Annotated in this window: 26 protein-coding genes and 1 pseudogene; 9 read left to right on the top strand and 18 right to left on the bottom strand. The window is 67.7% G+C overall.

All coding sequences use genetic code 11. From position 1 onward, the window contains the following. Nucleotides 1-10 precede the first annotated feature (10 nt). The 6 genes from ACWEWT_RS02170 to ACWEWT_RS02145 all read right to left on the bottom strand — a co-directional run bounded on the left by ACWEWT_RS02170 (nt 11) and on the right by ACWEWT_RS02145 (nt 6,362). Entirely contained in the window at nt 11-1,006 is a 996-nt protein-coding gene (locus ACWEWT_RS02170) for an aldo/keto reductase (protein WP_452555276.1), read from the bottom strand. Between the two features lie 163 nt (nt 1,007-1,169). Further along, entirely contained in the window at nt 1,170-2,825 is a 1,656-nt protein-coding gene (locus tag ACWEWT_RS02165; protein ID WP_452555274.1) for a dipeptide ABC transporter ATP-binding protein, read from the bottom strand. Between the two features lies 1 nt (nt 2,826). Then, entirely contained in the window at nt 2,827-3,714 is an 888-nt protein-coding gene (locus tag ACWEWT_RS02160; protein ID WP_452555273.1) for an ABC transporter permease, read from the bottom strand. After that, nucleotides 3,711-4,661 carry an ABC transporter permease gene (locus tag ACWEWT_RS02155; protein WP_452555271.1) on the bottom strand — a complete coding sequence of 317 codons (951 nt, stop codon included), beginning with the start codon at nt 4,659-4,661 and terminating at the stop codon, nt 3,711-3,713. The genes ACWEWT_RS02160 and ACWEWT_RS02155 overlap by 4 nt, the downstream gene beginning before the upstream one ends. A gap of 59 nt (nt 4,662-4,720) precedes the next feature. Beyond that, the gene (locus ACWEWT_RS02150) at nt 4,721-5,719 is read right to left on the bottom strand and encodes an ABC transporter substrate-binding protein (RefSeq protein WP_452555269.1); all 999 of its coding nucleotides are present in this window, start codon (nt 5,717-5,719) and stop codon (nt 4,721-4,723) included. After that, nucleotides 5,694-6,362, bottom strand: coding sequence for an ABC transporter substrate-binding protein (locus ACWEWT_RS02145; RefSeq protein WP_452555268.1), 669 nt, complete (start codon nt 6,360-6,362; stop codon nt 5,694-5,696). The genes ACWEWT_RS02150 and ACWEWT_RS02145 overlap by 26 nt, the downstream gene beginning before the upstream one ends. A 544-nt stretch (nt 6,363-6,906) precedes the next feature. Between ACWEWT_RS02145 and ACWEWT_RS02140 the strand changes: the two genes are divergently transcribed. After that, nucleotides 6,907-8,283, top strand: a complete 1,377-nt coding sequence (locus ACWEWT_RS02140) for an NAD-dependent succinate-semialdehyde dehydrogenase (protein WP_452555266.1) — start codon at nt 6,907-6,909, stop codon at nt 8,281-8,283. A 139-nt stretch (nt 8,284-8,422) separates the two neighbouring features. Here the strand turns inward: ACWEWT_RS02140 and ACWEWT_RS02135 are convergent, their stop codons facing one another. The 4 genes from ACWEWT_RS02135 to ACWEWT_RS02120 all read right to left on the bottom strand — a co-directional run bounded on the left by ACWEWT_RS02135 (nt 8,423) and on the right by ACWEWT_RS02120 (nt 12,693). Continuing rightward, nucleotides 8,423-9,523, bottom strand: coding sequence for a winged helix DNA-binding domain-containing protein (locus ACWEWT_RS02135; RefSeq protein WP_452555265.1), 1,101 nt, complete (start codon nt 9,521-9,523; stop codon nt 8,423-8,425). 277 nt (nt 9,524-9,800) lie between these two features. Continuing rightward, nucleotides 9,801-11,237: an MFS transporter gene (locus tag ACWEWT_RS02130; RefSeq protein WP_452555263.1), complete on the bottom strand. Its 1,437-nt coding sequence runs from the start codon at nt 11,235-11,237 to the stop codon at nt 9,801-9,803. Between the two features lie 193 nt (nt 11,238-11,430). Beyond that, complete coding sequence (locus tag ACWEWT_RS02125; protein ID WP_452555261.1) at nt 11,431-12,159, bottom strand: GNAT family N-acetyltransferase; 729 nt, start codon at nt 12,157-12,159, stop codon at nt 11,431-11,433. Nucleotides 12,160-12,210: 51 nt separating this feature from the next. Then, nucleotides 12,211-12,693 carry an NUDIX hydrolase gene (locus ACWEWT_RS02120; protein WP_452555259.1) on the bottom strand — a complete coding sequence of 161 codons (483 nt, stop codon included), beginning with the start codon at nt 12,691-12,693 and terminating at the stop codon, nt 12,211-12,213. Nucleotides 12,694-12,889: 196 nt separating this feature from the next. On the opposite strand from ACWEWT_RS02120, the gene ACWEWT_RS02115 reads away from it, so the two are divergent. Both ACWEWT_RS02115 and ACWEWT_RS02110 read left to right on the top strand, forming a co-directional pair. Then, a complete protein-coding gene (locus tag ACWEWT_RS02115; RefSeq protein WP_452555257.1) occupies nt 12,890-13,828 on the top strand; it encodes a DUF5996 family protein in 939 nt (312 codons plus the stop codon). Nucleotides 13,829-13,966: 138 nt separating this feature from the next. Beyond that, the gene (locus tag ACWEWT_RS02110; protein WP_452555255.1) at nt 13,967-14,926 is read left to right on the top strand and encodes an SAM-dependent methyltransferase; all 960 of its coding nucleotides are present in this window, start codon (nt 13,967-13,969) and stop codon (nt 14,924-14,926) included. Between the two features lie 58 nt (nt 14,927-14,984). Here ACWEWT_RS02110 and ACWEWT_RS02105 read toward each other — a convergent pair whose 3' ends face one another. Together ACWEWT_RS02105 and ACWEWT_RS02100 are read right to left on the bottom strand one after the other, a co-directional pair. Continuing rightward, on the bottom strand, nt 14,985-15,710 hold the full coding sequence (locus tag ACWEWT_RS02105; RefSeq protein WP_452555253.1) for an MBL fold metallo-hydrolase: 726 nt from the start codon (nt 15,708-15,710) through the stop codon (nt 14,985-14,987). A 63-nt stretch (nt 15,711-15,773) separates the two neighbouring features. Further along, on the bottom strand, nt 15,774-16,013 hold the full coding sequence (locus tag ACWEWT_RS02100; protein WP_452555251.1) for a hypothetical protein: 240 nt from the start codon (nt 16,011-16,013) through the stop codon (nt 15,774-15,776). Between the two features lie 216 nt (nt 16,014-16,229). On the opposite strand from ACWEWT_RS02100, the gene ACWEWT_RS02095 reads away from it, so the two are divergent. Further along, nucleotides 16,230-16,754, top strand: coding sequence for a VOC family protein (locus ACWEWT_RS02095; RefSeq protein WP_452555250.1), 525 nt, complete (start codon nt 16,230-16,232; stop codon nt 16,752-16,754). 64 nt (nt 16,755-16,818) lie between these two features. Here the strand turns inward: ACWEWT_RS02095 and ACWEWT_RS02090 are convergent, their stop codons facing one another. Continuing rightward, a complete protein-coding gene (locus tag ACWEWT_RS02090; RefSeq protein WP_449894928.1) occupies nt 16,819-17,022 on the bottom strand; it encodes a cold-shock protein in 204 nt (67 codons plus the stop codon). 230 nt (nt 17,023-17,252) lie between these two features. Continuing rightward, nucleotides 17,253-17,387 (bottom strand): hypothetical protein, encoded by a 135-nt coding sequence (locus tag ACWEWT_RS02085; RefSeq protein ID WP_452555248.1) that lies wholly within the window; start codon nt 17,385-17,387, stop codon nt 17,253-17,255. Between the two features lie 217 nt (nt 17,388-17,604). On the opposite strand from ACWEWT_RS02085, the gene ACWEWT_RS02080 reads away from it, so the two are divergent. Both ACWEWT_RS02080 and ACWEWT_RS02075 read left to right on the top strand, forming a co-directional pair. Continuing rightward, complete coding sequence (locus ACWEWT_RS02080) at nt 17,605-17,844, top strand: hypothetical protein (protein WP_452555246.1); 240 nt, start codon at nt 17,605-17,607, stop codon at nt 17,842-17,844. Further along, a pseudogene (locus tag ACWEWT_RS02075) lies at nt 17,841-18,401 on the top strand (DUF4126 domain-containing protein); the annotation flags it as partial. The gene ACWEWT_RS02080 and the pseudogene ACWEWT_RS02075, both read left to right, overlap by 4 nt. A gap of 26 nt (nt 18,402-18,427) precedes the next feature. On the opposite strand, the gene ACWEWT_RS02070 reads toward ACWEWT_RS02075, so the two are convergent. Beyond that, nucleotides 18,428-19,216, bottom strand: coding sequence for a DUF1542 domain-containing protein (locus tag ACWEWT_RS02070; protein WP_452555244.1), 789 nt, complete (start codon nt 19,214-19,216; stop codon nt 18,428-18,430). A 298-nt stretch (nt 19,217-19,514) separates the two neighbouring features. Between ACWEWT_RS02070 and ACWEWT_RS02065 the strand changes: the two genes are divergently transcribed. Together ACWEWT_RS02065 and ACWEWT_RS02060 are read left to right on the top strand one after the other, a co-directional pair. After that, nucleotides 19,515-19,721, top strand: coding sequence for a hypothetical protein (locus ACWEWT_RS02065; RefSeq protein ID WP_452555242.1), 207 nt, complete (start codon nt 19,515-19,517; stop codon nt 19,719-19,721). Continuing rightward, nucleotides 19,718-21,091 (top strand): glucose-6-phosphate dehydrogenase, encoded by a 1,374-nt coding sequence (locus tag ACWEWT_RS02060; RefSeq protein ID WP_452555240.1) that lies wholly within the window; start codon nt 19,718-19,720, stop codon nt 21,089-21,091. Before ACWEWT_RS02065 ends, ACWEWT_RS02060 begins: the two co-directional genes overlap by 4 nt. Before the next feature lie 28 nt (nt 21,092-21,119). Here the strand turns inward: ACWEWT_RS02060 and ACWEWT_RS02055 are convergent, their stop codons facing one another. From ACWEWT_RS02055 to ACWEWT_RS02045, 3 genes are all read right to left on the bottom strand, one after another. Next, nucleotides 21,120-22,583, bottom strand: a complete 1,464-nt coding sequence (locus ACWEWT_RS02055) for an aldehyde dehydrogenase family protein (protein ID WP_452555238.1) — start codon at nt 22,581-22,583, stop codon at nt 21,120-21,122. A gap of 106 nt (nt 22,584-22,689) precedes the next feature. After that, a complete protein-coding gene (locus tag ACWEWT_RS02050) occupies nt 22,690-23,871 on the bottom strand; it encodes a 4-hydroxybenzoate 3-monooxygenase (RefSeq protein ID WP_452555236.1) in 1,182 nt (393 codons plus the stop codon). Continuing rightward, nucleotides 23,868-25,109 carry an MFS transporter gene (locus ACWEWT_RS02045; RefSeq protein WP_452555234.1) on the bottom strand — a complete coding sequence of 414 codons (1,242 nt, stop codon included), beginning with the start codon at nt 25,107-25,109 and terminating at the stop codon, nt 23,868-23,870. Before ACWEWT_RS02045 ends, ACWEWT_RS02050 begins: the two co-directional genes overlap by 4 nt. Before the next feature lie 123 nt (nt 25,110-25,232). Between ACWEWT_RS02045 and ACWEWT_RS02040 the strand changes: the two genes are divergently transcribed. Beyond that, on the top strand, nt 25,233-26,141 hold the full coding sequence (locus tag ACWEWT_RS02040) for a LysR family transcriptional regulator (RefSeq protein ID WP_452555232.1): 909 nt from the start codon (nt 25,233-25,235) through the stop codon (nt 26,139-26,141). Nucleotides 26,142-26,168 lie beyond the last annotated feature (27 nt).

Genomic DNA, 26,168 nt, shown 5'->3' with positions numbered 1-26,168 from the left:
CCGATGAGCGTCAGGCGCCCGGTGCCGGTGCCTCCGTGCCGAGGTTCTGCGGCTGCAGGGAACGGTGCCCGGCGACCCGGTCGGCCAGCTTCTCGAGCCGGCTCGCCTGGTCCGCCGACAGTTCCACCGTGACGGCACCGGCGTTCTCCCGGACGTATTCGGGATGGCGGGTCCCCGGAATCGGCACGACATCGGTACCCCGCCCGAGTACCCAGGCGAGCGCCACCTGGGACGGGCGGATATCCAGTTCACCGGCCACCGCCGCGACCTCCGCGGCCAGCGCGCGATTGGTCTCGAAGTTCTCCTCGGCGAATCGCGGATGGGCCGCGAGCTGCTCTTTCACATCGTCGCGTGAGCGCACGGTACCGGTCAGCCAGGCCCGTCCGAGGGGTGAGTACGGGACCAGCGCGATACCCAGTTCCCGCGCCACCGGCACGGTCGAACTCTCGATATCGCGGCTGAACAGCGACCATTCACTCTGGATCGCCGCGATCGGGTGGACGGCGTGGGCCCGGCGGATCGTATTCGGACCGGGCTCGGACAAGCCGATACAACGCACCTTGCCCGCCTCGACGAGTTCTTTCAGCGCGCCGACCGTATCCTCGATGGGCACTGTGGGATCCACGCGGTGCAGGTAGTAGAGATCGACGTGGTCGACATCCAGCCGCCGCAGCGAGGCCTCGATGGCGGAACGGACATATTCCGGCCGGCCGTCGATCCGGGGATTCGGATTGGTGGCGCGGTCCAGTGGATTTCCGAATTTGGTCGCGATCACCGCCCGATCACGGCGACCTCGCAGCGCCCGGCCGAGAAGGCGCTCGCTGTGTCCGGGGCCGTAGACGTCGGCTGTATCGAAGAACGAGATCCCGGATTCCAGGGCCGCGTCGACGACCTCGTGCGCGGCACGCTCGTCCTGCGGTCCCGCTCCGGTCCGGAAGCTCATGAATCCGATACCGAGCGGTGAGACCCGGGGTCCGTCGGTGCCCAGGCGGCGTGTGTCGGTCATTGTCGACTCCTCGAATCGTGTCGGCGGGTGAGCGATTGCCACTTCGGACCGGAAGCCGGGACGAAGGGTGGTAGCGGTGTATTCGCACCGATGGGCGCCGAGCTGCTCCCGCGGCGGTACGGCGTGCTCGGCGAAGCGGGTGGGCCGTGCAGTGGATACCGGCTCATACGGCGGCCTTCGGGATCGAGTCGACCAGGCTCGCGGTGTACTCCCCCGCCGGGTTCGCGAAAACGTCCGCGGTGTCACCGTATTCCTGAACCTCGCCGCGGCGCAGCACGGTCACCGTATCCGCGAGCTGCCGGACCACGCTCAGGTCGTGGGAGATGAACAGGTAACCCACTCCCAATCGGGCCTGCAGATCGACCAGAACCCGCAGGATCTGCGCCTGAACGGTCACATCGAGGGCCGAGGTCGGTTCGTCGAGTACGAGCACTTCCGGGCTCGGTCCCAGCGCCCGCGCGATGGCGACACGCTGCCGTTGTCCACCGGAGAGCCGGCGAATTCCGCGGGTCAGGAACGACTCGTCGAGACCCACGAGATCCAGCACCTCGATCACCCGCTCCCGCCGCTGCGTTCGCGAACCGAGGCGGTAGCGTACGAGGGGCTCGGCGACGAGCCGGCCGACCGGGTACGTGGGGTGGAGCGAATGAAAAGGATTCTGGTACACGAGCTGTAGGTTCCGGCGCGCATCGCGCAGCTCACGACGGCCCAGGCGGGCGAGGTCCCGGCCGTCCACCAGTACCCGCCCCGAATCCGGCTCGAGCAGTCTCAGCGCGATCCGGGCGAGTGTGGATTTCCCGGACCCGGACTCGCCCACCAGGGCATGTGTCCGGCCGGGCGGGATCTCGAAGGACACACCCTTCAGCGCCTCCGTCCGGTGCGCACCGACCCGGAACACCTTGTGGACATCGATCACCGCCAGAGCCGCCGCCGCACCGTCCGGCTGCGCCCGAGCGGCTTTCGCGACGGCGAAGCGATCGGGATCGATACTCGGGATATCGTCGATCAGCGTGCGCGCGTACGCCGACTTCGGAGTTCGGAGTACCTCCGACGAGGTGCCCGTCTCCGCGACCCGGCCCGAATTCAGCACGACGACCCGATCCGCGCGCTCGGCGGCGAGCGAGAGATCGTGGGTTATCAGCAGTACCGACAGCCCGTAGCGGTCCTTCAGCCGGTCGAGGAGATCCAGGATCTTCTGCTGGATGGTCACATCCAGCGCGGAGGTCGGTTCGTCCGCGACTATCAGTGCCGGGCGCTGGGCGATCGCGATCCCGATCAGCACACGTTGGAGTTGCCCGCCGGAGAGCTGATGCGGATACGAGTGCAGCGCGCGTTCGGGCTGTGCGATACCCACCGAGTCCAGCAGGTCGACCGCCTGGTCGTAGAAGCGCCGGGGGTGGGCGTATTCGGGCAGCCCGGAGGACCGGAACGCTTCGAAGATCTGGCGGTCGATCCGCCGCACCGGATTCAGCGACGAGGTCGGGTCCTGCGGTACGAAACCGATACCGCGGCCGCGCAGCGGCCGGAATTCGCGTTCGGGCAGCCGGAGTACATCGCGACCCCGGAACTCGGCGGTGCCGCCGACCGCGACCCGGTGGTCCAGCAGCCGGAGCAGCGCATCGACCACGGTCGATTTCCCGGACCCGGATTCGCCGACGATCGCCACGGTGGTCGCGGGAGGCACCTCGAACGATATCCCCGCGACCGTGGGCGTCCCGCGCTTCCCGCTGTAGGACACCGAGAGATCACGAACGGTGAGCAGTGGTGCCGGACCCGCCGCCCGCGCGGAATCGGTCCGCAGATCTGCTGTCGCTGTCATATCACCTGTCCCTGCCGATCCGCCTGCCGAGCTGCCCCAGAGCCAGCACGGACGCCACCATGACGCTCCCCGGGGCGTAGACGAACCACGGATAGCGGTAGAAGAAGTCCTTGCCCTCGGCCACGAGCAACCCCCAGTCCGGGCTGGGTGGCGGGTTCCCGTAACCGAGGAACGCCAGCGCGGACACATTGATGACGGCCAGGCCGAACTGCAGTACCGCCAGTGCCAGCACCGATCGGTACACGTTCGGCAGGACGTGCTGGAACAGCACGGTGAGCTTCCCCCTGCCGATGAGGTGGGCGGATTCGATGAACGCCCGATTCTTCACCCACAGCGTCTCCGATCTGATCAGCCGGGCGAAGACCGCCACCGAGGAGATACCGACCGCGATGGCCGCGTTGACACTCGCGAAACCCAGTGACACCACCACGATGACGGCGAGCAGGAACCCGGGAATCGCCAGCAACGCATCGATCACCCGGCCCAGCACCGCGTCGACGAGACGACCGGAGAACCCCGCGAGAAGTCCGACGGCACTGCCCCCGAACAGCCCGATGACCACGGCCAGCAGGGCCGTCAGTACGGCCGGCCGGGTCCCGTGGACGACGCGGGCCAGAATATCGCGGCCCAGCTGATCGGTGCCGAACGGATGCTCCCACGACGGTGCCCGGAAATTGTCGGCGGTGACCCCCGAGTAGGGATCCTGATCGGTGAACAGGTCCGGGGCGATCGCCCACGCCGTGATCACCACGACGACGATCACTGCGGCACAGGTCGAGATGGTGCGGAGATCCGATACCACCGGCCGCATCCGCGCCGGCGGGGCCGCGGCGATCGCCACCGTATCCTCCGTCCTTTCGTCGCGCCGTGCGCCGGCTGCCGTCGTCATTTCGCCACCGCCGCCGGACGCAGCCGCGGATCCAGCACGGGGTAACACAGGTCCACCATCAGATTCACCACCAGGAAGAGAGCGGCGGCGAGGAGCACCACCGCCTGCAGGACCGGAACATCCTGCTCGCCGACTGCCTTCTCGACGATGGTGCCGACACCGGCGCGCCCGAAGATCGCCTCCGTGATGATCGAACCGCCGAGCAGATCGCCGACGATGATCGCCGCGATCGTCGATGTCGGCACCGCGGCATTGGGCAGTAGATGTTTCGCGAACAATTCGAACCGGCCGATTCCCTTCGAGATCGCCACCGTCGCGTACTGCTCCGACCGGGCGCTGTCGAGCGCGGTGACGAGCACCTGGGCTATCGGAGCCGATGCCGGAACGGCAAGGGTGATCGCGGGATAGATCAGCGCGTCCGCGCTCCGGAAATCACTGAGCACGAACAGTCCCAGTTGGAAGGAGAACACATTCACGACGACCAGCCCGATGAAGAAACTGGGCACCGACAGGAACAGCGAAGGGAAGGCGCGCAGCAGGCCCCCGCCGAACCTGTCCGGCAGGAAGAACGCGCCGACCGCGATCACGAAGGCGAGCACGACCGCGAAGACGAAGGCCGTCCCCGCGAGTCGGAGGGTGGACGGAATCCCCGACCACAGCAGCGTCGATACCGGCAGGTTCGAGGCATAGGACAACCCCAGATCGCCGTGTGCCAGACGTTCGAGCGCCACCCAGAGCTGTTCCCACGCCGGCCGATCCAGCTCGAAGTAGACGAGCATCTCCCTGATCTCGTCCTCGGTGTATCCGTATTCCGGATTGCTCAGCCGGCCGGACACCGGGTCGCCCGGCAGCAGCGTCACGATGACGAAGACGAGAACGTAGACGAGGCCGATCGTCACGCCGGCCTGGCCGATCCGGGACAACACGTACTTTGTGTAGTGCGACAACTACTTCGTTCCTCACTGCTTCGCTCTCGGGGCGGGATCCGACCGGTGCGACGGACAGATCATGTGGCGAGCCACGCGTCGTAGAAGCTGATCAGGCCCAGCCCGTCGACACCGAGGCCGCGCAGCCGCTGGGCCGCTCCCCACGTCTGCCGGAATTCGTGCACCGGGATGTAGTAGGCGTGGTCGATCACGTATTCCTGCACCGCTTCCGACGCGGCGATCCGGGCGTCCGTGGATCTCGCCTGCACCAGTGCGTCCAGGAGCGCGTCGAGTTCCGCGCCGGGTGCCTTGAACTGGTTCGCCTGCGAACTGTGCCACCACCGCCACATCTCGGTCTGGCTACCCGCCAGCCAATGGTTCTCGTACAGCGGCACATCCGGCTGCGCCGTCACCGCGTTGTAGTTCGAGAAATCGGTGCCCTCGATCCGCAGGCGCACCCCGATCCGGCGCCACTGCTGGGCGATCAGTTGCAGATCCGCTTCGGAGGTCGTGATGAAGACCGAGGGGTAGATCAGAAAGCTCAGCTGCTTCCCGTCCCGGGTGCGATATCCGTCGTCGTCCCGGCCGGTCCAACCGGACTCGTCGAGTAGGCGGGCGGCCAGTTCCGGGTCGTAGGCGAACTTTTCGCGGAGATCCAGGGTCCCGGGTACGACCTCGTTGAACGTGGACTTGGCTTCGGTCCAGGCACCGCCGGGGAAATTGGTCCGCAGGATCTCCTGCCGGTCGATCCCGTGCGTGAGTGCCCGGCGCACGCGGATATCGTCCAGAAACGGTGCCGTCAGACGCAGTTGCAGACCCCAGACGCTGCCGAAGAAGGCCGGGGCGATCAGCTCGAACCCATCGGTGACGAACGGTTCCTCGGTGGGTTGTACGTAGTGGATGATGTCGACCTGACCGGCCCGCAGCGAACCGGTGCGCAGCGACGGTTCGGCGACCTGCGCGACCCGCACCCGTTCGAGGTAGGCGGGTCCGTCGTGCGACGCGTCCCCGCGGGGCCAGGCGTAATCCTCGCGCCGCCGCAGTACCACTTCTCTACTCGGCTGCCAGGATTCGACCACGAAGGGCCCCGTACCGTGGATTCGGCTCGGATCGGACTGCGCGTCGAGATCGGCCGCGACGGTCTCCGGGGCCAGAATACCGACGGTCGTCCAGGGCGCCCAGTTTCTGGATGAAATCACCGAACGGCCCGGTGAGCCGGACGATGACCTCGTAGTCACCGGCTGCCACCGCTTCGCCGTAACTCGTGGGGAAGTAGGCGGCGCGCGGGATACCCCGCGATTTATCACCTCTACCGAGCAGATTCAGGTTGGCGGCCACCGCCGCGGCGTCCAGTTTCTCGCCGTTGGAGAAGGTAACCCCCTGCCGAATCGTCAAGCCGAATTCGGTACGCGCGTCGTTCTGAGTGTATCCAGTGGCCAGATGCGGCAGGAAGTTTCCGTCCGCGTCGTAATAGAACAGCCGCTCGACTATCTGGTTCCAGACCTGCGCCACATGCCACGATCCGGTGCTCTGCTGTTGATATCCGTCGATCAGTTTCTCGTTGAGATAGGTGATCTCGCCACCGGGCACCGGAATCGCACTGTGCGGAGAATTCGTACGCGTGGACGATGCGGTGTAATCACCACACGCCGCCAGTATTCCAGTGCCGGCCAGCGCGGCTCCGAGGCCCAGGAATCGGCGCCGGGCGAGCTCGTATGACATGGGGAACCCATCGGCCTTTCGTGGAGAGCGGCGGTCGGTGAACAGGACACCGACAAGCCATCGATCAGGTGCCGGACGTATTTCCCTGAACCGGAGGAAGATCGGCGGTTCAGGCGCGGCGAGGTCAGCGGGATCGACAACACTCGCGCGGCCGCACGTCCGCGCCGATGGGGAGAATTCCGGTCACGGACAACAGCGTGCCCGGCCGGAAGGCCGAAACCAACACAGTTCCGCTACACGATCGATGAACGAAAACTTACATATCGGCACCCGGACGGTCGCGCCGGCCTCCTGATCTGCACCGATGAACGGCAGCCGGGAGATCAACGGACGAAATCATGACGATTCCTACATTCCGCACCCGCCGCGGAAAACAGATCGTTCCGCGCCGCGAACCGACACACGGGATTTGAAGCATCAATTATGCGCGTACCCAGCCGAAACCGCCCGAGAACAGGTCCGGCGAAGACTACGGCAGCCACCCGGCGGAGATGCGGAGACCAGTGACGAAAACATACCTCCGGCCGGTCCGTAGCATCGTGTCATGAGTACTTATGTGACGACGAACCCGACCACAGGTACTACAGAACACGAATTCCCGGGACTGGCCGACGACCAGATTTCCGGCCTCACCGAGCGCGCCGCCGAAGGATTCGAGGCATGGCGGCACACCTCGGTGGCGGAGCGCGCCGGTGCGCTGGCACGTACCGCGGATCTGTACGAGGAACGGGCGGCGGAACTGGCCGCCGCCATCACGCGGGAAATGGGCAAACCAGCGAAAGAAGCAGCCGGGGAGGTGCAGCTCGCCGCGGATATCTATCGGTGGTACGCCGAACGCGGGCCCGAACTGCTGAAGACCGAGCGCCTGGATCCCCAGGGCGCCGACGAATCGGTGGTCCAGAAATTACCCATCGGGCCGCTCATCGGCGTGATGCCGTGGAATTACCCCTACTATCAGGTCGCCCGTTTCGCCGCGCCGAACCTGTTGCTGGGCAATACGATAATCCTCAAGCACGCCTCCATCTGCGCCGCCTCTTCGCAGCTCATGGCCGATATGTTCCACGAAGCCTCGGTCCCCGGGAACGTCTATATCAATATCTACGCGAGTTCCGCGCAGATCGCCGAACTCCTCGCGCGTCCCGAGATTCGCGGGGTGTCGTTGACCGGTAGCGAACGAGCGGGCGCCGCCGTCGCGGAGGAGGCGGCGAAGAACCTGAAGAAGTCGGTCCTCGAATTGGGGGGTTCCGACCCGTTCATCCTGCTCGATACCGACGATATGGCGGAAACGGTCCGGATCGCGGCGCGAGCGCGCCTGTCCAACGCGGGCCAGGCATGCAATTCGCCGAAACGCTTCATCGTCCTCAAGGACCTCTACGACGACTTCGTCCGCGGGCTGGTGGGCGAGTTCGACCGCGCCGTGGTCGGGGATCCGGCCGATCCCGGGACCGAGGTGGGACCGCTGTCGTCGGTTTCGGCGCGCGATACCGTCGCCGAACAGATCAGAACCGCCGTGCGACAGGGGGCGACCCTGCACACCGGCGGTTCGCCCCTGGACGGAGACGGCGCGTTCCTGCGGCCCGCCGTGCTCACCGGGATCACGCCGGAGATGGACGCCTACTCCGAGGAGATCTTCGGCCCGGCCGCGATGGTGTACAAGGTCTCCTCGCCCGAGGAGGCGGTCCGGCTCGCCAACGATGTGGACTTCGGCCTGAGCGGGTCGGTGTGGAGCGCCGATACCCTCCGAGCCGCGGAGATCGCCGATCGGCTCGATGTCGGTATGGCCTATGTCAACGAGCACGGGACCACCCTGCCCGGCCTCCCGTTCGGCGGCGTCAACCGATCCGGCTACGGCCGCGAACTGGGCCGCTGGGGGCTGGGCGAGTTCGTCAACACCAGGCTTCGGCGGACCTCGTCCCACTAGATACCTCCTCGGCCGGAGTCGCGGTGCGCGCCGGGCACCGCGACGTCCGGGCCGTGGTGTCGCCGGGTACGCCACCGTGACGTTCTGATATCGCCGCCGGTCACCGGACGTGGCGGGCGCGAACCGACTCCGTCGGCCTTCAGCCGGCAGCCGCGACCACTCGCACCGGGCAACTGCTGTGTTCGCCGACAAACGCGGCCACCTCCGCCGCGTGGCCGGCGACGGCGGCGCGCTCGGCACGGGTGAATCGGCGTAGCGGGGTGACCGTCAGCGCGGCGGTATCGCAAGTCCAGGTGGCAGCGACCCGCCCGTCGACGAGGACGACGCGCGCACCGGCGACCGACAGACCGCGGTGAGCGTGATCGATGATCCGGCTGCGATCGTGATAGCCGAGGATCGCATTGTCGAAGGCGGGCAGGAACCGCACCGGAGCGGGGGTATCGGGGTCGGGCCGCGGCGCGTCCGGGAGGTCGAGCAGTTCGCGGCCCTGCTCGTCGCGGAACGCGATCAACTTCCCTCTCGCCGCAGCCACCGCGCGGGGTAGCCCGGCGAGACCGCACCAGGCGCGCAGATCGGCCACCGCCGCCGGCCCGAACGCGGCGAGATATCGCAGCACCAGCGCTTCGCCGACCGGATCGGCGCCCTCCGGGGCAGGCGGGTCGATCGCACGGCCCAGCCACCAGGTGAGTGGCACGGTCCGCGCTCCCGACTTCCGGCGCCACAGTCCGCGGGGCGGCAGTTGCACGGCCGGGACGAGCGCGGCGATGACCGTCTCGCCCAGGGCCCGCGATCCGGCGGCCGGCCAGCGGGCGGCGAGCGCCCGGCCGAGTTCGGGCATCGTATGCGGTCGTCCCGCCGCCATGAGGTCCCACCCCGCCGTCGCGAGTTCGTCGAGATCCACTCCGTCCAGTTCGCGGCGGTAGACCCCGAGTACCCGTTGGCGCAGCATTTCGCCGTGGCGGGCGCGCCACGCCAGGGCGTCGTCCGCGGTGACGAGGTGGACCGTGCGGCGCATGAGATGGGTCCGCACCACGCGCCGAGTGGTCAGCAGATCGTCGAGAATCGCCGGGTCGAAGGCACGGATACGCGACCAGAGCCCGACGAACGGTTCCTGTGGTTCCTGCGCCTGGAGTCCGCACAGGTGCGCGACGGTATCGAGCACCGGGAGATCGGTTCGCTCGAGGAGCAACTGCCGGGCCAGCGTCGCCCTGTTGAGCGCCCGGGTCGACAGCACCGTCACCGGGATGCTCCGTCACCGGCGGTATCGAAGCGGCATTTCGGGTGGGCGGTGGTTGTGGAGGTCACGGTTGCTCCTGGATCGAGTCGAGGCCTGAGACGGACAACAGTCGCACCGGAAGCGGCCAGAATGTGTCCTCTACTCCGGACAGGACGAGAAATATGCCGAGAAACGCCATGCGACCGCGGCCGCCGCTGCCTGTGCTCCGGGCACGCCGGCCACGCCGACCCCACGGCAGCCGCTAACCGTCCGGAAGCACGATCCGGTCATCGGAGCGCGGCTACGGCAGCGGACCGGCCCCCTGGGCCGCGACGAAGTCCGCGGCTTCCTCCTCGGACCGCGCGGCCGGCGCCGAGCCCCACATATGCCGGCCGTTGGGCTCCTGCAGGAAATAGACCGATACCGCACCCACCACACCCGCGATGATCAGGTAGTAGGCGGGCCAGTTCAGATCGCCGGTCGCTCCCACCAGCGCGCCGACCACCACCGAGGTGGTACCGGCGAACAGCGATACCGCGACATTGAACGATACCGACAGCCCGGCGCCACGGACCTTCGTCGGGAACAGCGAGGGCAGGGTGGACGGCATCGTCGCGCTGAAACAGATCAGCGTCAGTCCCATGAGCAGCAGGCCGAGGAAGACCGCGAACCCGTTGTCGACACGGACCAGCAGCACCATGGGGAAGGCCAGCACGATCAGCGATACGACACCGGTCCAGATGATCGGTTTACGCCCGACCCGGTCGGAGAGCAGGCCGATCACCGGAATGGTCAGCAGCGCGATCGCCATCACCGCGATCTGCAGCCACTGCGACGTCGAGCCGGATACCCCACCGCCGCGCGCCTCCGGCACCGTAGCGGTGATGTAGGTCGGCATATACGAGGTCAGCATGTAGTTGGTGACGTTCCAGACGACGACCAGACCCATACAGACCAGGACGTAGGGCCACAACCTGGCGAGGATCTTGGCCTCGTCACCGGTCTTGTTCGCCTTCTCCCGCTGCTCGGACTCCTGCTGCAGGGCGGCGAAGGCGGGCGTATCGGCCAGGCGCACCCGCAGGTAGACGCCGACGATGCCGAGCGGCAGTGCGACGAAGAACGGCAACCGCCAGCCCCAGGCCAGCAGTTGTTCGTCGGTCAGCACCGCATCGGCGGAGGTGACGACCAGCGCGCCGAGCAGATACCCGGTGAAAGTGCCGAATTCCAGCCAGCTGCCGAGAAAACCGCGCCGCCGGTCCGGTGCGTATTCGGCGATGAAGGTCATGGCGTTGCCGTACTCGCCGCCGGTGGAGAAACCCTGTACCAACCGTGCGCACAGCAGCAGCATCGGCGCCCAGATCCCGATCGAGTTCTGGTCCGGGATACAGCCGACAGCGAAGGTGCCGACGGCCATCAGCATCATCGTGGTGGCCAGTACCTTGTTCCGGCCGATGCGGTCGGCCAGCGGGCCGAAGAACATACCGCCGAACGGACGGACCAGAAAGGCCACCGCGAACAGGCCGAATGTGGCGATCGTGCCCGCGGTGTCACCCAGGTCGGTGAAGAACACTTCTTTGATGGTCGGCTCGAAATAGGCATAGACGCCGAAGTCGTACCACTCGGTGATGTTGCCGATACTCGCCGCGCCGATCGCTCGACGGATGATCGGCGGATCCGTGACCACGATATCGTCGAGCGACCAGCGCTTGGGACGTTCCCGCGGGGACAGCACAGCCATAGACAAGACCTCCTCGGGTTCACGACCACTACTGCCCGGGCTGCTCCTCGTTCGTCCTGGATCGACCAGCACAGGCTAAGCGATGGCACCCCGATCCGCAGGCACCCCACGGACGCGACACCCGGCCCGGCGGCGGCGCCGGACGAACCCCCGTGGCCGGTGCGCACCGGTCACCCGGCCGCGCACCGCGGGGTCAGGGGGTACGAAATCCGCTGAAGGTCACGTATTTCCGGGTTTCGAAGCCGAGCTGTTCGTAGAGCGCGATCGCGGCGCCGTTCGGCTCCGCCACATGTAGGAAGGGGCGTTCGCCGCGCGCGACGATCCGCGCGACCAGCGACCGGACCAGGCCGGCGGCGTAGCCGCGCCCACGCGCCTCGACGGCGGTGCAGACAGCGCTGATCTCGGTCCATCCCGGCGGGCGGAGTCGTTCTCCGGCCATCGCCACCAGGCTGCCGTCGTCTCCCCGGATACCCAGATACGTACCGAGTTCATGGGTACGGGACCAGAACGGCCCGGGCCGGGTCCGCGCGACCAGTTCGAGCATCTCCGGCACGCTGCTCGCGCCCAGTTCGACCACGTCGAGTTCGGTCGCGCCGTCCGGCGGACCGGGGAGGGCGCTACCGGTCCAGATCATCTGGCGGCCGTCGACGGCGAAAACCGGCGCCCAGTCCGGCGGTGGCGGGGCCGCGCAGCTGAACATATCGGCGAGTTCGCCGCGCCCGAGCAGCCGGGCCAGTGCATCCCATTCGGGGCGGCCGGGGTCGGCGCCCACCGCGGCGAAGGTCGCGATTTCCGGCAGGTAGGCGGCCGCCCGGCCCGACCGGCGGGCCAGCTGCGCGTGTGGCCCGCGCAGCGATTCGCCCACCGGGTCGTCCAGTACGGCGGCACAGTCCGCCGCGGTGCCGTATGTATCGTCGTTCACCACTTCGCGAGTATGCCGGGACCGACGACGATGCCGGCCGGGTGCCCTGCCTCAGCCCCGGCTCACCTGCTCGAACCAGGTGGGCCCCCCGGCCAGCGCGCGCTCGACCCGGACCCGCTGGTCCCCGTCCAGGTCGGCGGGCAGCGCGTCCGGCGCGAACCAGCCGACTTCCAGGGACTCGTCGTCGTTCACCCTGGCCGTACCGCCCACGGCACGAGCCCGGAAGCAGAGGTTCATGAACTGACAGATATCGCCGTTGGCGTAGGCCATCGCCGGCTCCGACTGCACCGCGACCAGCCCTTCGACCACACATTCGACGCCGGTCTCCTCGAACACCTCCCGGACGACGGCGGCGGCGGGCTGTTCGCCCGGCTCGGGGATACCCGAGAGCAGTGCCCACCGGTGATCGTCCACCCGGCGGTGCAGCAGAATCCGGCCCGCTTCGTCGAAGACGACGGCGCTGACCCCGGGGAGCCAGAGGAGTTGGTGACCGACGGTGGCCCGGATATGACGGATGAAGTCCGGAGTGGGCATGGCTTCGACCCTAATGGGCGCGGCCGGGCGGAGCGGGTGCCGCAGGGATCGGATCCGGGCGGTGGGCACACAACGGTTCGGTCACCGATCGGGTGCGCGAGCGGCCGCGCCACTAGTGTGAGGTGCTCCGCAGTGCCGATGATCGACCCGTTCCGCACCGTCCACGACGACGGCAACCCGAACCACGGAGGAGACAGTGGGCGCAATTCCGCCGAGCGAACACTGGCCGTCCCTGCGCGTGGACGACTGGGCCGACACCCGCGAAACGCTGCATATGTGGACGCAGATCATCGGCAAGATCAGACTCGCCCGGGCGCCGATGGTCAACCACTGGTGGCAGGTGCCCCTGTATCTGTCGGCCCGCGGTTTGACCACCTCGGCGATCCCCTACGACGGTGGCCTGTTCGATATCGAATTCGATTTCATCGACCATCAGTTGCACCTGCGATCCGGAAGCGGCGGGCGGCGAGTGATCAATCTGGAGCCCAAGACCGTGGCCGCGTTCTACGCCGAAGTCATGGCCGCACTGGACGTGCTCGATATCGAGACCGATATCCTGGCCCGACCGGTCGAGGTCGAACGCGCGATTCCGTTCGCCGACGATATCGAGCACGCCGCCTACGACCGTGATGCCGCCCACCTCTTCTGGCGCCAACTCGTGGCCGCCGATCGTGTCCTGAACCGGTTCCGCGCGCTCTTCGCCGGTAAATCCAGTCCGGTGCACTTCTTCTGGGGCGCTATGGATCTGGCCTGCACCAGGTTTTCCGGGCGCACCGCCCCACCGCATCCGGGTGGCGCCCCCAACTGCGCCGACCGGGTCATGGTCGAAGGCTATTCCCACGAACTGGCCAGTGCCGGTTTCTGGCCCGGCGGTTCGGCCGAGGGCAGTTTCTATGCCTACGCCTACCCGGAACCCGCCGGGTACACCGGCGCACCGGTGCGGCCGCCGTCGGCGTACTACGACTCCGCCATCCACGAATTCCTGTTGCCCTACGAAACAGTGCGCACCTCCGACGATCCCGAGGGCACCGTGCTCGAGTTCCTGCAGAGCACCTACGAAGCCGCCGCCGACGCCGCGAACTGGGACCGCGAACATCTCGAGTATCGACCCGACCGGCACACCGAACTCGGTTGAGCCCCAAGGGTTCCGAACCGTACCGGTAGCGCGAGGCCCCGGGCAACCGCAGCGCAACATCACCATAGATTATGTTGCCGTGTTACATTCGGAACCGGGCCGTCGAAAGGTGACCGGCCGGTATGTGACGGAGGCGCGATGACGATCGATACCGTCCCCCTGCAGGCTGCCCGGCCCGTCGGCGCGGATACCGATCGGCCCAGCATTCCCCGCGCCTACGACTACAGCCTGGGCGGTAAGGACAACTACGCGGTGGACCGGTCGGCGTTCGACCGGATTCGGCGAATCGCACCGCGGCAGGGCGATGTCCACCTGATGAACCGGAGCTGGCTGGCCCGCGTCGTACGGTCGCTGGCCGAGTGCGCCGGGGTACCGCAGTTCCTGGATCTCGGCGCCGGACTGCCCACCCGCGACCCCCTCCATATCGTCGCGCAGGAGTGCGGGCGCCGCGAAGTGAAGTTCGTGTACGTGGACAACGACCCGCTCTGTGTGGCGCACGGCCGCGCGATGCTGGAGCGGAACGAGAACACCCATTACCTCCCCGGCGATCTCACCGATACCGCGGCGACCCTGGACGACGCGGGCCGGTACCTGGACCTACGGCAGCCGATCGCGGTGCTGCTGGGCGCGGTTCTGCACCATCTCGGCGACGACGACGCGGCGGGGGTCGTATCCCGCCTCATCGATCGACTTCCCGCCGGATCGTATGTGGCGATCACTCACTATCACGATCCCGGCCCCGGCCGTCCGGAACTCCACGACCTGGCCCGGCGGATCGAACGAGCTTATACGGAAGAGGAATTCGGGCCGGGCCGGTACCGGAGCCGGGAACACATTCGCGACCTCTTCGGCTCGCTGGACCTGGTGGATCCCGGGCTGACCGCACTGGACCAGTGGTGGCCGCAAGGCCCGCCCACTCGGGCCACGGCGGCCGAAGAACAGCTCATCCTCGGCGGTCTCGGCCGTAAACCGGGGCTCGGGATCGTCCGCGTCGAGGGTTCGAACCATATCGGACGGAGTCAGCGCACTCCCCCGGCGACCCCCCGCCCGTTCGCCGAACGGGCGATCGTCCGGAACCACCGCCGGAAACTGCACTGACTCGAGTTGTCCGACAGATTCTTTCGCATGCTCTCCGAAAGTATCCGCACGGTCCGAATCACCCGGACACACCGAACCGGACCGCCAACTCATCCCGCTGCCGCCGCACGAAACGCGCGTCCACCACCGCCCCGTGGCCGGGCACATACAACGCATCCGCGCCGCCCAGATCCACCAGCCGGTCGAGCGCAGCGGGCCAATCCGCCGGTGCGGCGTCGGAGCCGGCCTGCGGCTCCCCCGATTCCTCGACGAGGTCGCCGCAGAACACCACAGTGGGATCGCCGGGTACGACGACCACCAGATCGTGCGCGGTATGTCCCGGTCCGGCGGCGACCAGCCGAATCTCTCGACCGGTATCGCGCTCCAGCTTGATCACGTCCCGAACGTACTCCCGGGGTCGCACCAGCGCGGCCGCGGCCGCCCGCGCCGTAGCCGGATCCAGCCCGTTGTCCACCGCGTCGGCCCACAGCTCACCGGCTCCGTCCCGATAGATCGCCTGCGCACCGTCGGCCGCGAATACCGGTGCCGGCGCGAACGCCGCCGCACCGAAGACATGGTCGAAATGATGATGGGTCAGCAGGACACCGGTGACAGTCCGCCCGGCCAGCGCCTGCGCCTGCTCCCGCACCCGGGCACCCTCACCGAGACTCGACCCCGTATCGATCACGAACGCGGATCCGTCGCCGACGATCAATCCGACGGTGCAGTCCCATCTCGGCAATCGACACCGCCCCACCCCCTCGGCAAGCCGCTCCCATCCCAGCTCTTCCCACGTGACGGTCATACCGCGACGCTAGCGAGTCGCCTACCGAAGCGGGAAGAATCGCTCGACGCGGAGCCCGCGGGCTCAGCGGCGAACGCGTCGCCAGTTCCAGGACCGTCCCGCCGAACCCGCGCGGGTGCCGGTACCGAATCCCGCGAGATGCAGGGCGATCAGCAACAGGCCGACGATGATCAGTGTGCCGCCGTTGATCTCGTCACCGAGTGTGGCATCCGCCAGATCGAGAATGAGCGCGAGACCGAACGCGACGGCGGCGGCGATGGCGAGCATGAGAACCTCCTGATGTTCCATCGGAAGCGACGACACCCGAGCGTGCTCCTCGCGTTCCTGTACGACGGATACCCGCAAACCGCGCCGACTCACGCCCATACGCGGATCGGCCGGGGCACGGGGCGACTCCCCTCGGCCACTCGGCCTGCGGGGCTCGCCCGATCCCGGTGGACGGGCAGTCGCGCCCGCAGGTCCGGCCGGATACGTATGGTCGGAGTCACCCGATACCGGGCTCGATCAGTGGGAGTACCGATGTCCGTCCGCAGTCTCAACCACGCCGTGCTGTTCGTCTCCGACGTGGAGGTGAGTGTCGCCTTCTATACCCGGGTACTGGGGTTCGAGCGGATCCCCGCGGACTTCCCGGGCGGCGCCTTCCTGCGTGGCGCTTCCTCCGCGAATGACCACGATCTGGGACTCTTCCGAGCGCGAGGAGAACGGGCGGCCGACGGTTCGGTCGGCCTCTACCATCTGGCCTGGGAGGTGGAGACGCTGACGGTACTGGCCGAAACCCGCACGCGACTACTGGAGGCCGACGCGCTGACCGGCGCCGCGAACCATGCGGCGACCAAGGCCCTGTACGGCCGGGATCCGGACGGTATCGAGTTCGAAGTCACCTGGCTCGTTCCCGATCACCTCGTACCGGATGAACTCGGCCCGGGGGTCCCACCCACTCGTCCACTCGATCTGGACGCGGAAATCGCCCGGTACGGCGCCGATACGCCGGGCGGTCCGCGTACCGACCGCCATCTCTACGCGCGGCTCGCGCAACGGCGCTGACAACGGGCCGTTACACGAGAAAGGCTCCGCACCTCGAGGGTGCGGAGCCCGAAGCTCATGCGGATCAGATCGTGCGAACGTCCTGAGCCTGGGGGCCCTTCTGGCCCTGCCCGATTTCGAACTCCACACGCTGGCCCTCTTCGAGGGACTTGAAGCCCGAACCGCTGATGGCGGAGTAATGGACGAAGACGTCAGGGCCGCCTCCGTCTTGTGCGATGAAGCCGAAGCCCTTCTCGCCGTTGAACCACTTCACACTGCCTTGCGCCATGCGTTAATACTTCATTTCTGTAGGTGAGCCGGGCAGATCACTTCGATTAGCCCGTTCTCGATAGACCACTATGCCACACCTGCGGAAATTCATCCGCAACGGGTGCGCTCACCGATGTGCGCGACCGAGGTGACCGATCCGGGGCCGGACGCCCGGCCCGGACCGACCGGGCCACGAGTGCCGCTACAGCGCAACGGTTTCCGGCCGCGACGCCGCAGCCGCCCGGCCCCTCAGCGACGCTTGGGGTCGGTAGCGGGCTCGACCTCGTATTTTCCGCCCACTTTGGCCTTCTTTTCCGCTCGCTTTTCCTTCAGCGATTTACCGGACTTCTTCGAGGAGGTGCTGCGGGGAGATTTATCGGACATGGCTGTCCTTAGGGTCGGGGGCCTGAGCGGGCCCGTTACGGCAACCGTACGCGACCTCACCGGTCCCGCCGCGCAGATCTTCCGGCGTGTTCCCCCTGCTCGAGACCACCTGCGGGCAGCCGAGGCTCCCGCAACGGGGATATCGGCCACCACCGCCGGCGGTTGTTCCGGAGTACTGCCCGCGCCTCGCCCAGCCGGCTCGACTGCCGGACGAACTGTGAGGTTGCTCCCACCGAGGACCGATACCCACGATGATCGGCAACGACGAGATTTCGCACTGCAGGTTTTCGCCGAGATGCGGACGGCGGGCGTGACCGATATCTCCTACGACGCCGACAATCGCGCCGTGCGATACGACGAGGCGGACTGCGTCCTCGACCTCGCGATGTTCGAACGTCTCACGCAGGTCGCGGTGATACTCCGGGCGCCGGAGTGGGCACTTACACTCGCACCATGAGTAGCTGGGTACTGCCCGCCTTTCTGGGGCTGGGACTGGCGGCCGCGTGCGGGTTCCGGGCATTCCTACCACTGCTGTTGCTCAGCGCCGCTGTACATTTCGGGGTGCTGGGCCTGGACCTCAACGAGTCCTACGCGTGGATCGGTTCGACCGGGGCGCTGATCGCGCTGTCGATCGCGGCCGCCGTGGAGATTCTCGGCGATCTGGTTCCGTTCATCGACAACGCCCTGTCGGTCATCGGCAATATCACCGGTCCGATAGCCGGGGCGATCGCGGCCGGATCCGTATTCGAGGCGGCCGATCCGGCCACGGCGGCAATCGCGGGAATCATCGTCGGCGGCCCCACCGCATTGACCTTCAGCGCGGCCCAGACCGGAGTTCGCGCGGCCAGTACCGCCACGACCGGCGGTATCGCCAACCCGGTCGTATCGGTCGTCGAGGATGTGCTGGCGTTCGTCCTGGTCGCGCTGGCGATGGTCCTACCGCTGCTCATTCCGATCGCGCTGGGCGCGCTGCTGTTCATCGCCTGGCGCGCGGTTCGCAGATTCCGCCGCCGCGGCACCGCGACCGCACGGCCGGTGCGTCAGAAGTCGAAGCCACCGCCGTCGAAACCGCCGCTGTCGAACCCACCCCAGTCACCGCCCCCGTCGCCGCCCGGACCGTCCCCGGCGTCGCCGGTGGGCTCGCCGTATCCCTGATCTCCGGCGCCGATCCCGTCGGCATATCCTTCGCCGTACCCGCTCTCGAAGCCTTCCGCGCCGTAGCCGACTCCGGACATTCCGGAGAACAACGAGGTGAACAACAGCGCCGAACCCAACCCCCAGGTACCTGCGATCATGGCGGGTCGCCACCAGGGTTCGGAGTACCAGCCCGCCGGTACGGGCCGGCCGGCGACACGTCCGCCCGGGTAGTAGTTCGGGGTTTCGGAGGACGGGCGCGGGGACGCGGCGATCCGGCGATCCTCGAAATCGATCACACGTTCTTCACTGACTTCGCCCGCGGCTGCCCGGCCCTCGAGTTCGGGGACGGCGGGGCCCGGATCCATATCCATGGCGGCACGCGCGGCGCGAATGTAGTACAGCCCCTCGATCGCGGTCTCTTTCGCCAGCCGGGCCTGGGCCGGGGACGCGGCCTGATCGATCTGGGAACCGGCCGCGGTATGCCGCTCCGCGGCATCGGCGAGCGCCTGCTGGGCGGCGGTGTTCCGGCCGGGCAGGTTGTACACCTGGCCACCGAGGCGCTCGTTGATACGCCGGGCCTCGGCCAATGCGTCGGCCAGTTCGAGCGCGGCCCGTTCCTTACGATCCCGGGATCGCCACACCAGCGCGGCCACCATCAGCACGACCACCGCGGCGATCAGTAACCATTCCATCGTTACGCACTCCTTCGGTCAGCGGAGCACAGTGCCGCCAAGCCTACTCGCAGGTGGCGGTGTCATATCGCGGCGCGGCGGGACCGGGTCTCCTGGAATTCCCCGACGACCCACGGCGCCCGATATTGCCGGTCGGGCCCCCGGACCCGCGCCGGTGTGGTCTCGCGGCGGCGATCGACCCGGGTCCGTATGCCTACCGACCGGCCGGACCCGCACCAGCGGAAATCGGATCGGCGGGTTTCCCCGGCGACCGATTCCGGAACCCGATCGCGACGATAGTGTCGGAGGAATCGCCACCGTGCCGAGCAGTGGCAGAGCGCTCACCGTGTCCATCGTCGGCGGTATCGATCTGTGGAAGCGAGGCGGCATGCTCGATATCCATCCGCTGTTCCAACTCAGCCACCGAGCAGACAAGTGTTGCCATCCGGCAGCGCGCGACTCGATCGGCGCCTCGGCCCGTAGCGGTGTGGCGCGCGCGTCCACGACGGCGGGAACGACCGCGTGATCACCCGGCTGGTGATCTTCGGTGGAACCGGTGATCTGTCCGGACGCTATCTGCTGCCCGGGCTCGCCGCGCTGCGGGCCGCCGGTCGCCTCGGTGACGATTTCCGCCTCGTCTGCGCGGATCGCAAGGACCGCAGCGATAGGGAATTCCGGGGCTGGGTCGAGGCCCGGCTCGATCGCCACGCGGGCGATATCCCGGTCGGCGCCCGGAAAGCGATCACGGCCTCGGCACAGTTCCGGCGCGCCGATATCGCCGATCCGGAAACCGTGGCGGCTGCCGTCTCCGGAGACGGCCCCGTCGCGGTCTATCTGGCCCTTCCCCCGGCGCTGTTTCCCACGGCGGTGCGGACTCTCGATCAGGTCGGCCTACCCCCGGGCAGCAAGATCGTCCTCGAGAAACCGTTCGGTGAGGATCTGGCGAGCGCGGTGGAACTCAATCGCCTGCTGGCCGACCTGGTCCCCGAGGAGGCCGTCTTCCGGGTGGATCATTTCCTAGCCATGACCACCGTGCAGAACCTGCTCGGAAGCCGGCTGTCCAACCGGGTGCTCGAACCGATCTGGAACAGCGCGCATATCGCGAAGATCGAAATAATCTGGGAGGAAACCCTCACGCTGGAGGGCCGCGCCGGGTACTACGACCAGGTGGGCGCGCTCGAGGATATGGTGCAGAACCATCTGCTGCAGTTGCTCTGCCTGATCGCCATGGAACCGCCCATCACGCTTTCCGAGCGTGACCTGCGCGACCGTAAGGTCGATGTACTGCGGTCGCTGCGGCCGCTGACCGATACGGAGATTCCGCGCCGCACCCGTCGTGCTCGCTACGCGGCGGGCTCGATCGGGGATCGGCGCGTACCCTCCTACACCGACGAGGACGGGGTGGACCCGCGACGACACACCGAGACCTTCGCCGAAATCGAACTGCGACTGGATAATTGGCGATGGTCGGGGACGGAGTTCGTACTCCGCAGCGGTAAGGCCCTCGGGACCGATCGCAAAGAGGTCGCGGTCCACTTCCGGCCGGTACCGCATCTGCCGTTCGGCCCCGGCGGAACAGCCCCGGACGGGACGGCGCGACCCAACGTGCTGCGTTTCGGACTCGATCCCGAAACACTCACCCTCGCGCTGAACGCCATCGGCGGTAGCCGGGAAACGCTGGTGCCGCTCACGATGTCCGCGCAGATCCCACCGCCCGATCTACCGGCCTACGGCCGGCTCGTCCTGGACGTGCTGAACGGGAATCCGGCGCTGTCGATCCGCGCGGACGAGTCCGAAGCAGCATGGCGCGTCGTCGATCCGGTCATCTCGGCCTGGTCCCGCGATCTCGTCCCGCTCGGTGAATATCCCGCCGGCTCGTCCGGCCCGGACCGGTGATCCGGGCCGGACGGGCACGGCCCGCTCGTCAGAACGGGTAGCGCTGGATTTCCGATTGCACCGTGATCCACTGGGTTTCGGTGAACGTGTCGAGGTTCGCGGTGGGCCCGCCGAAGCGCCCGCCCACGCCGGATGCCTTCACTCCGCCGAACGGGATCGATGCTTCGTCGTCCACGGTTTGATCGTTGATGTGCACGGCGCCCGAGACGATCCGATCGGCGAGTTCGTAGGCCTTGAACGCGTCTCCGGTGAGGATGCCCACGGAGAGACCGTATTCCGAGGCGTTGACGAGATCGACGGCCTCCTCCACCGTGTCGTAGACCAGGACCGGGGCGACCGGGCCGAAGATCTCCTGCGTCCAGGCGGGATTGTCCGCGGTGAGGCCGGTGAGCACCGTCGGCCGATAGTAGAGATCGGTGAACTGCCCGCCCGCGGCCACCGTCGCGCCCGCGGCCACGGCGGCGGTGACGAGTTCGTGGACGCGATCGCGCTGGCCGGCATCGATGATCGGGCCCAGCGCGTTGTCCGGGTCCGCGGGATCACCGACCGGAATATGCCGCGCCTTGTCCACCAGTGCGGTCACGTACTCCTCGGCGATCGACCGGTGCACCAGATGCCGGCCGGTGGTCATACAGATCTGGCCCTGATGCAGGAACGACCCCCAGGCACCCGCCGACGCGGCCGCCTGGACATCCGCGTCGGGCAATACCAGCAGTGCGTTGTTGCCGCCCAGCTCCAGATGCAGTTTCTTGAGCAGCGGCCCGGCCGTGGCGGCGATCCGGCGCCCGGCGGCGGTGGAGCCGGTGAACGAGAGGCACGGAATCCCCGGATGCTCCACCAGGGCCGCGCCCAGTTCTCCGCCGCCGGGCAGGACATGCAGTACACCGGCCGGCAGTCCCGCGTCCCGCAGAAGTTCGGCCAGGGCCAATCCACCAGAGATCGGGGTGCGCGGGTCGGGTTTCAGGATCACGGCGTTGCCGAGGGCCAGCGCCGGCGCGATCGAGCGCATCGACAGGATGCCGGGAAAGTTGAACGGCGAGATCACGCCCACGACTCCCACCGGAACCCGGCGTGCCACCGACAGGCGCGGTTTCCCGGAACGCAACATCTCGCCGTACGGATGTGAAGCCAGGGCCGCCGACTCCTGTAGTTCGCTGCGCACCAACCCGACCTCGAAGGCAGCCTTGCCCCGGCCCGAGCCGGCTTCGGCGACCAGCCAGGAGCCGAGCCGGTCCGGGTTCTCCCCCAGCAACTGCGCCGCCCGCAGCAGGACCGCCACTCGTTCGTCGTAGGTGAGTGCCGCCCATTCTCGTTGCGCGGCGGTCGCCGAGCGCACCGCCGCCTCCAGTTCGGCGGGTCCCGCCGCCCCGACGGTGTCCAGTACCGCGCCGCTCGCGGGCGATACCACGGGCAGGGTGCGGGAGACGGGGCGGAACGTGCCGTCGAACAGGGCGCCGTACCAGGCGGTGGTGGAATCTGCGGTGGTCGTCATAGCGAGCTCCTGGGTGGCGGTGTCGTGCGTGGGAAAGCGGCCGCGAGGACGAGTATCCCGCCGCCCGCCCCGGCGCGGGCCGATCGCGGGCGAATCCGTCACCGGGTCATGCCGCCTGCTGCCAGCCGGTGTATGCCTCCGCCAGGTAGGCGGCCCCGTGCCGGGAACCGGTGACCAGCGCCAGTTCGCCGCGCTGCCGCTCGATATCGAAGGGTGACGCCCCCTCCACCGAATGGAGCATGGTGGTCATCCAGTAGGAGAAATGCTGGGCTTTCCACACCCGGTCGAGTGCCCGTTCGGTATAGCGGTCGAGAGCCGCGTCCCCGGCACCGGCCAGGAAATCGATGATCGACTCGTGCAGGACCCGGACATCGGCGAGCGCCAGGTTGAGTCCCTTCGCCCCGGTCGGCGGCACGGTATGCGCGGCATCCCCGGCCAGCAGCAACCGGCCGTAGCGCATCGGAGCGGTGACGAACGACCGGAACGGTAGCACCATCTTCGCGCTGATCGGACCCTCCTGGATCTCGAACCCGTTCCCGTTCACCCGGCGACGCATCTCCGCCCAGATCCGGTCGTCGTCCCATTCCTCGGGCCGTTCGCCGGGTGAGCACTGGAAGTACATCCGCTGCACAGTGGGCGTGCGCTGACTGACCAGCGCGAAGCCGTGCTCGGATTGCGCGTAGATCAGTTCCGGATGGGAGGGCGGCGCCGCGGCGAGGAAGCCGAACCAGGCGAACGGGTATTCGCGGAACCATTCACCGCGGGTCCCGGGCGGGAAGGCTTTGCGGCAGATGGACCGGGAGCCGTCGGAACCGACCACGAGGTCCGCTTCGATCCGGGCCGGATGCCCGCCGGCATCGACGAACGACACCACCGGGCGGGCACCCGAGGTATCCACCGAGGTATCGGACACTCCGTAGCGGATATCGCCGCCGTCGATCTCCCGGCGGGCGGCGAGATCGGCGAAGACATCGTTCTGCGGGTACAGCCAGACGGATTCGCCGACCAGCTCCTGGAAGTCGATGCGGTGGTTCTCGCCGCCGAACCGGAACACCACGCCGTCGTGCCGGTCACCGTCGGTGATCACCCGATCGGAGACGCCGGTGTCGACGAGGGTGCGTACCGATCCCGCTTCGAGGATGCCGGCGCGGATCGTGGTGGCGATAGCGTGCCGCTCACGGATATCGACGACCACGGAGTCGATACCGGATCGGTGCAGCAGATGGGACAGCAGCAGCCCGGCCGGGCCGGCCCCGACAATGGCCACCTGAGTGCGGGTCGTCGTCACAGTGCGTACTCCTTCGTATCGTCGGACCCGGTGCCGGAGACCGGGCGGGTGGTTTCGGAACGCCGGGTGGTCAGGCGCGGAACCGTCGCCAGGGCGAGCAGACCGATCGCGGCGACCACTGCGAAGAAGTAGAAACCCCAGGGGTGCGCGGAACCGGAAACGATCAGGGCCCCGGTGATACTCGGCCCGAAGATGGCGCCGAGTCGCCCGACCGCCGAGGCGAGACCGAGGGCGGTGGCACGGACCTCCGCCGGATAGGCCTGGGTTATGTAGGCATAGACGAGCACCTGGGCCGAGAAGACGAAGATACCGGTGACCAGTACCAGCGCATTGAGCAGAACGGTAGAGGGCACCTTGATGCTGAGCAGGGCCAGCAGCACGGCGGCCGCCGCGAACCAGACCAGGATGGTCGGTTTGGTGCCGCGCCGGTCGGCGAGGGTGCCCGCGACGACCAGGCCGATGATGGCGCCGATATTCAGCACCAGCAGCAGGGTCAGCGAGGTGGACATGTTGTATCCGGCGTCGCGCATCAGTTTCGGCAGCCAGGTGTTGAGTCCGTAGACCAGCAGCAGCCCCATGAACGAACCGACCCATACACCGAGGGTGGTGCGCAGATACCTGGGCTGCAGCACCACCGTGGGGCCGACCCGTTCGGTGCGGCCCTGAGCCGCCAGGTAGACATCGGATTCCGGCAGCTTCCACCACATGAGCGGCAGCAGTGCGAATCCGGCGATACCACCGGCATAGAACAGGATCTCCCAGTTCGGGACGAGCCAGAGGGCGAAGAGCGAGGCCAGGACGGCGCCGGCGTGATAGCCGGTCATGGTGAAAGTGCTGGCGAAGGCACGGCGCGAAGCGGGCATATGCTCGGCCATGAAGGTGAGCGCGGTCGGCATACAGGCGCCGAGCCCGAGCCCGGCGAGCAACCGGAACGCGGCGAATACGGCCACCGATCCGGCCCAGGGCACCGCGATGGTGAACACCGAGAACAGGGTGATCGAAGCCAGCAGTACCGAGCGGCGGCCGTAGCGGTCGGCGAGCGGGCCGACGCCGGCGGCGCCGATGGCCACGCCTACCAGGGAAATGGTCGCGGCGAACGTCGCGCCCGAGGCGGTGAACCCGGCGTGGTTCTCGTCGATCAGTGTCGGAATGACCGCGCCGAGGACGACGAGGTCGAACCCGTCGAGGAGCACGGTGAGCCAGCACAGCGCGGCCGGCCACGACAGCAGTTTGTTCATGATGGGGTTCTCTTCTGATCTTCGGGTCGGACAACGCGGCCCGGGCTGTGACGGCACTCACGCTAGGCTGGCGTTCATCAGAAATCCAATAGATGTTTTTCCGAACTTGAATAGAGGAGATCTATGGCGGCCGAGGTGGACCTGAACCTCGTACGGACATTCGTCCTGCTCTACGAGACGCGCAGCGTGACGGCGGCCGCCGATCTGCTCGGGGTCACCCAGCCGACCGTCAGCTACGGGCTGGGGAAATTGCGTAGGCGGCTCGACGACGAACTGTTCGTCCGCGGGCCCGGCGGACTGATTCCGACCTCGGAATCCGAGCGGCTGTACCCGCCGCTGCGCGCCGCCCTCGCAGAGGTGACCGATGCTCTCGGCGCCACCACGGAATTCGACGCGAACCGGCCCACCCGCTTCACTCTCGGTCTCTCGGACCTGGGCGAGGTGACGGTGCTACCCCTGGTACTGGCCGAATTGAGCGCGCAGGCGCCGCGGGCCGGACTGCGGGTACAGGCATTCGATCTGGAGACAGCGACCGATCAGCTGGCGCGCGGCGAAATGGACGCGATCGTGGCCAGCCCTGTTCTCGATTCGCCCCGGCTGCGCCGGACGCCACTGTTCACCGAGGGTTACGCGGGTATGGTCGCGGCCGACCATCCCCGATTGCGCACCGGCACACCGGCACACGCTGATCTCGAGCGGGAGCGGCATGTCGTGGTGGACGGCGGCAGCGGCCATCTCGGCCCGCGCCGGGCACTGGTCGAACACCGGCTGGAAAGCCGTATCGCGGTCCGGGTGACCCGATTCGCGACGCTTCCGTACGTGGTGCAGGACAGCGAGCTCGTCGCGATCGTCCCGGAGCGGGTCGCCCGCACACTGGCCCGGACCCATTCGGTGCGGATCTTCCGGCTGCCCTGGCCCATCGAACCGGTCGAGGTCGCCGCGTACACCCGGCACGCCCCGGGGCACAGCGCCGCGCAGCGCTTTTTCCTGGAAGTGATCAGAACAGCCATGGACAAGCTCCCGGCCCTGTGAGCGGGCCGGGTTCACGGCACTGCCGCG

The organism is Nocardia sp. NPDC003963 (assembly GCF_053605105.1).
This window is presented reverse-complemented; position numbering and strand designations above follow the sequence as displayed.

Bases quoted from the DNA above. Each gene is read 5' to 3' on its own strand.
- ACWEWT_RS02170 (WP_452555276.1), bottom strand. From the start codon at position 1,006: ATGACCGACACACGCCGCCTGGGCACCGACGGACCCCGGGTCTCACCG.
- ACWEWT_RS02165 (WP_452555274.1), bottom strand. From the start codon at position 2,825: ATGACAGCGACAGCAGATCTGCGGACCGATTCCGCGCGGGCGGCGGGT.
- ACWEWT_RS02160 (WP_452555273.1), bottom strand. From the start codon at position 3,714: ATGACGACGGCAGCCGGCGCACGGCGCGACGAAAGGACGGAGGATACG.
- ACWEWT_RS02145 (WP_452555268.1), bottom strand. From the start codon at position 6,362: ATGTCATACGAGCTCGCCCGGCGCCGATTCCTGGGCCTCGGAGCCGCG.
- ACWEWT_RS02140 (WP_452555266.1), top strand. From the start codon at position 6,907: ATGAGTACTTATGTGACGACGAACCCGACCACAGGTACTACAGAACAC.
- ACWEWT_RS02130 (WP_452555263.1), bottom strand. From the start codon at position 11,237: ATGGCTGTGCTGTCCCCGCGGGAACGTCCCAAGCGCTGGTCGCTCGAC.
- ACWEWT_RS02120 (WP_452555259.1), bottom strand. From the start codon at position 12,693: ATGCCCACTCCGGACTTCATCCGTCATATCCGGGCCACCGTCGGTCAC.
- ACWEWT_RS02110 (WP_452555255.1), top strand. From the start codon at position 13,967: ATGACGATCGATACCGTCCCCCTGCAGGCTGCCCGGCCCGTCGGCGCG.
- ACWEWT_RS02105 (WP_452555253.1), bottom strand. From the start codon at position 15,710: ATGACCGTCACGTGGGAAGAGCTGGGATGGGAGCGGCTTGCCGAGGGG.
- ACWEWT_RS02095 (WP_452555250.1), top strand. From the start codon at position 16,230: ATGTCCGTCCGCAGTCTCAACCACGCCGTGCTGTTCGTCTCCGACGTG.
- ACWEWT_RS02090 (WP_449894928.1), bottom strand. From the start codon at position 17,022: ATGGCGCAAGGCAGTGTGAAGTGGTTCAACGGCGAGAAGGGCTTCGGC.
- ACWEWT_RS02085 (WP_452555248.1), bottom strand. From the start codon at position 17,387: ATGTCCGATAAATCTCCCCGCAGCACCTCCTCGAAGAAGTCCGGTAAA.
- ACWEWT_RS02070 (WP_452555244.1), bottom strand. From the start codon at position 19,216: ATGGAATGGTTACTGATCGCCGCGGTGGTCGTGCTGATGGTGGCCGCG.
- ACWEWT_RS02055 (WP_452555238.1), bottom strand. From the start codon at position 22,583: ATGACGACCACCGCAGATTCCACCACCGCCTGGTACGGCGCCCTGTTC.
- ACWEWT_RS02045 (WP_452555234.1), bottom strand. From the start codon at position 25,109: ATGAACAAACTGCTGTCGTGGCCGGCCGCGCTGTGCTGGCTCACCGTG.
- ACWEWT_RS02040 (WP_452555232.1), top strand. From the start codon at position 25,233: ATGGCGGCCGAGGTGGACCTGAACCTCGTACGGACATTCGTCCTGCTC.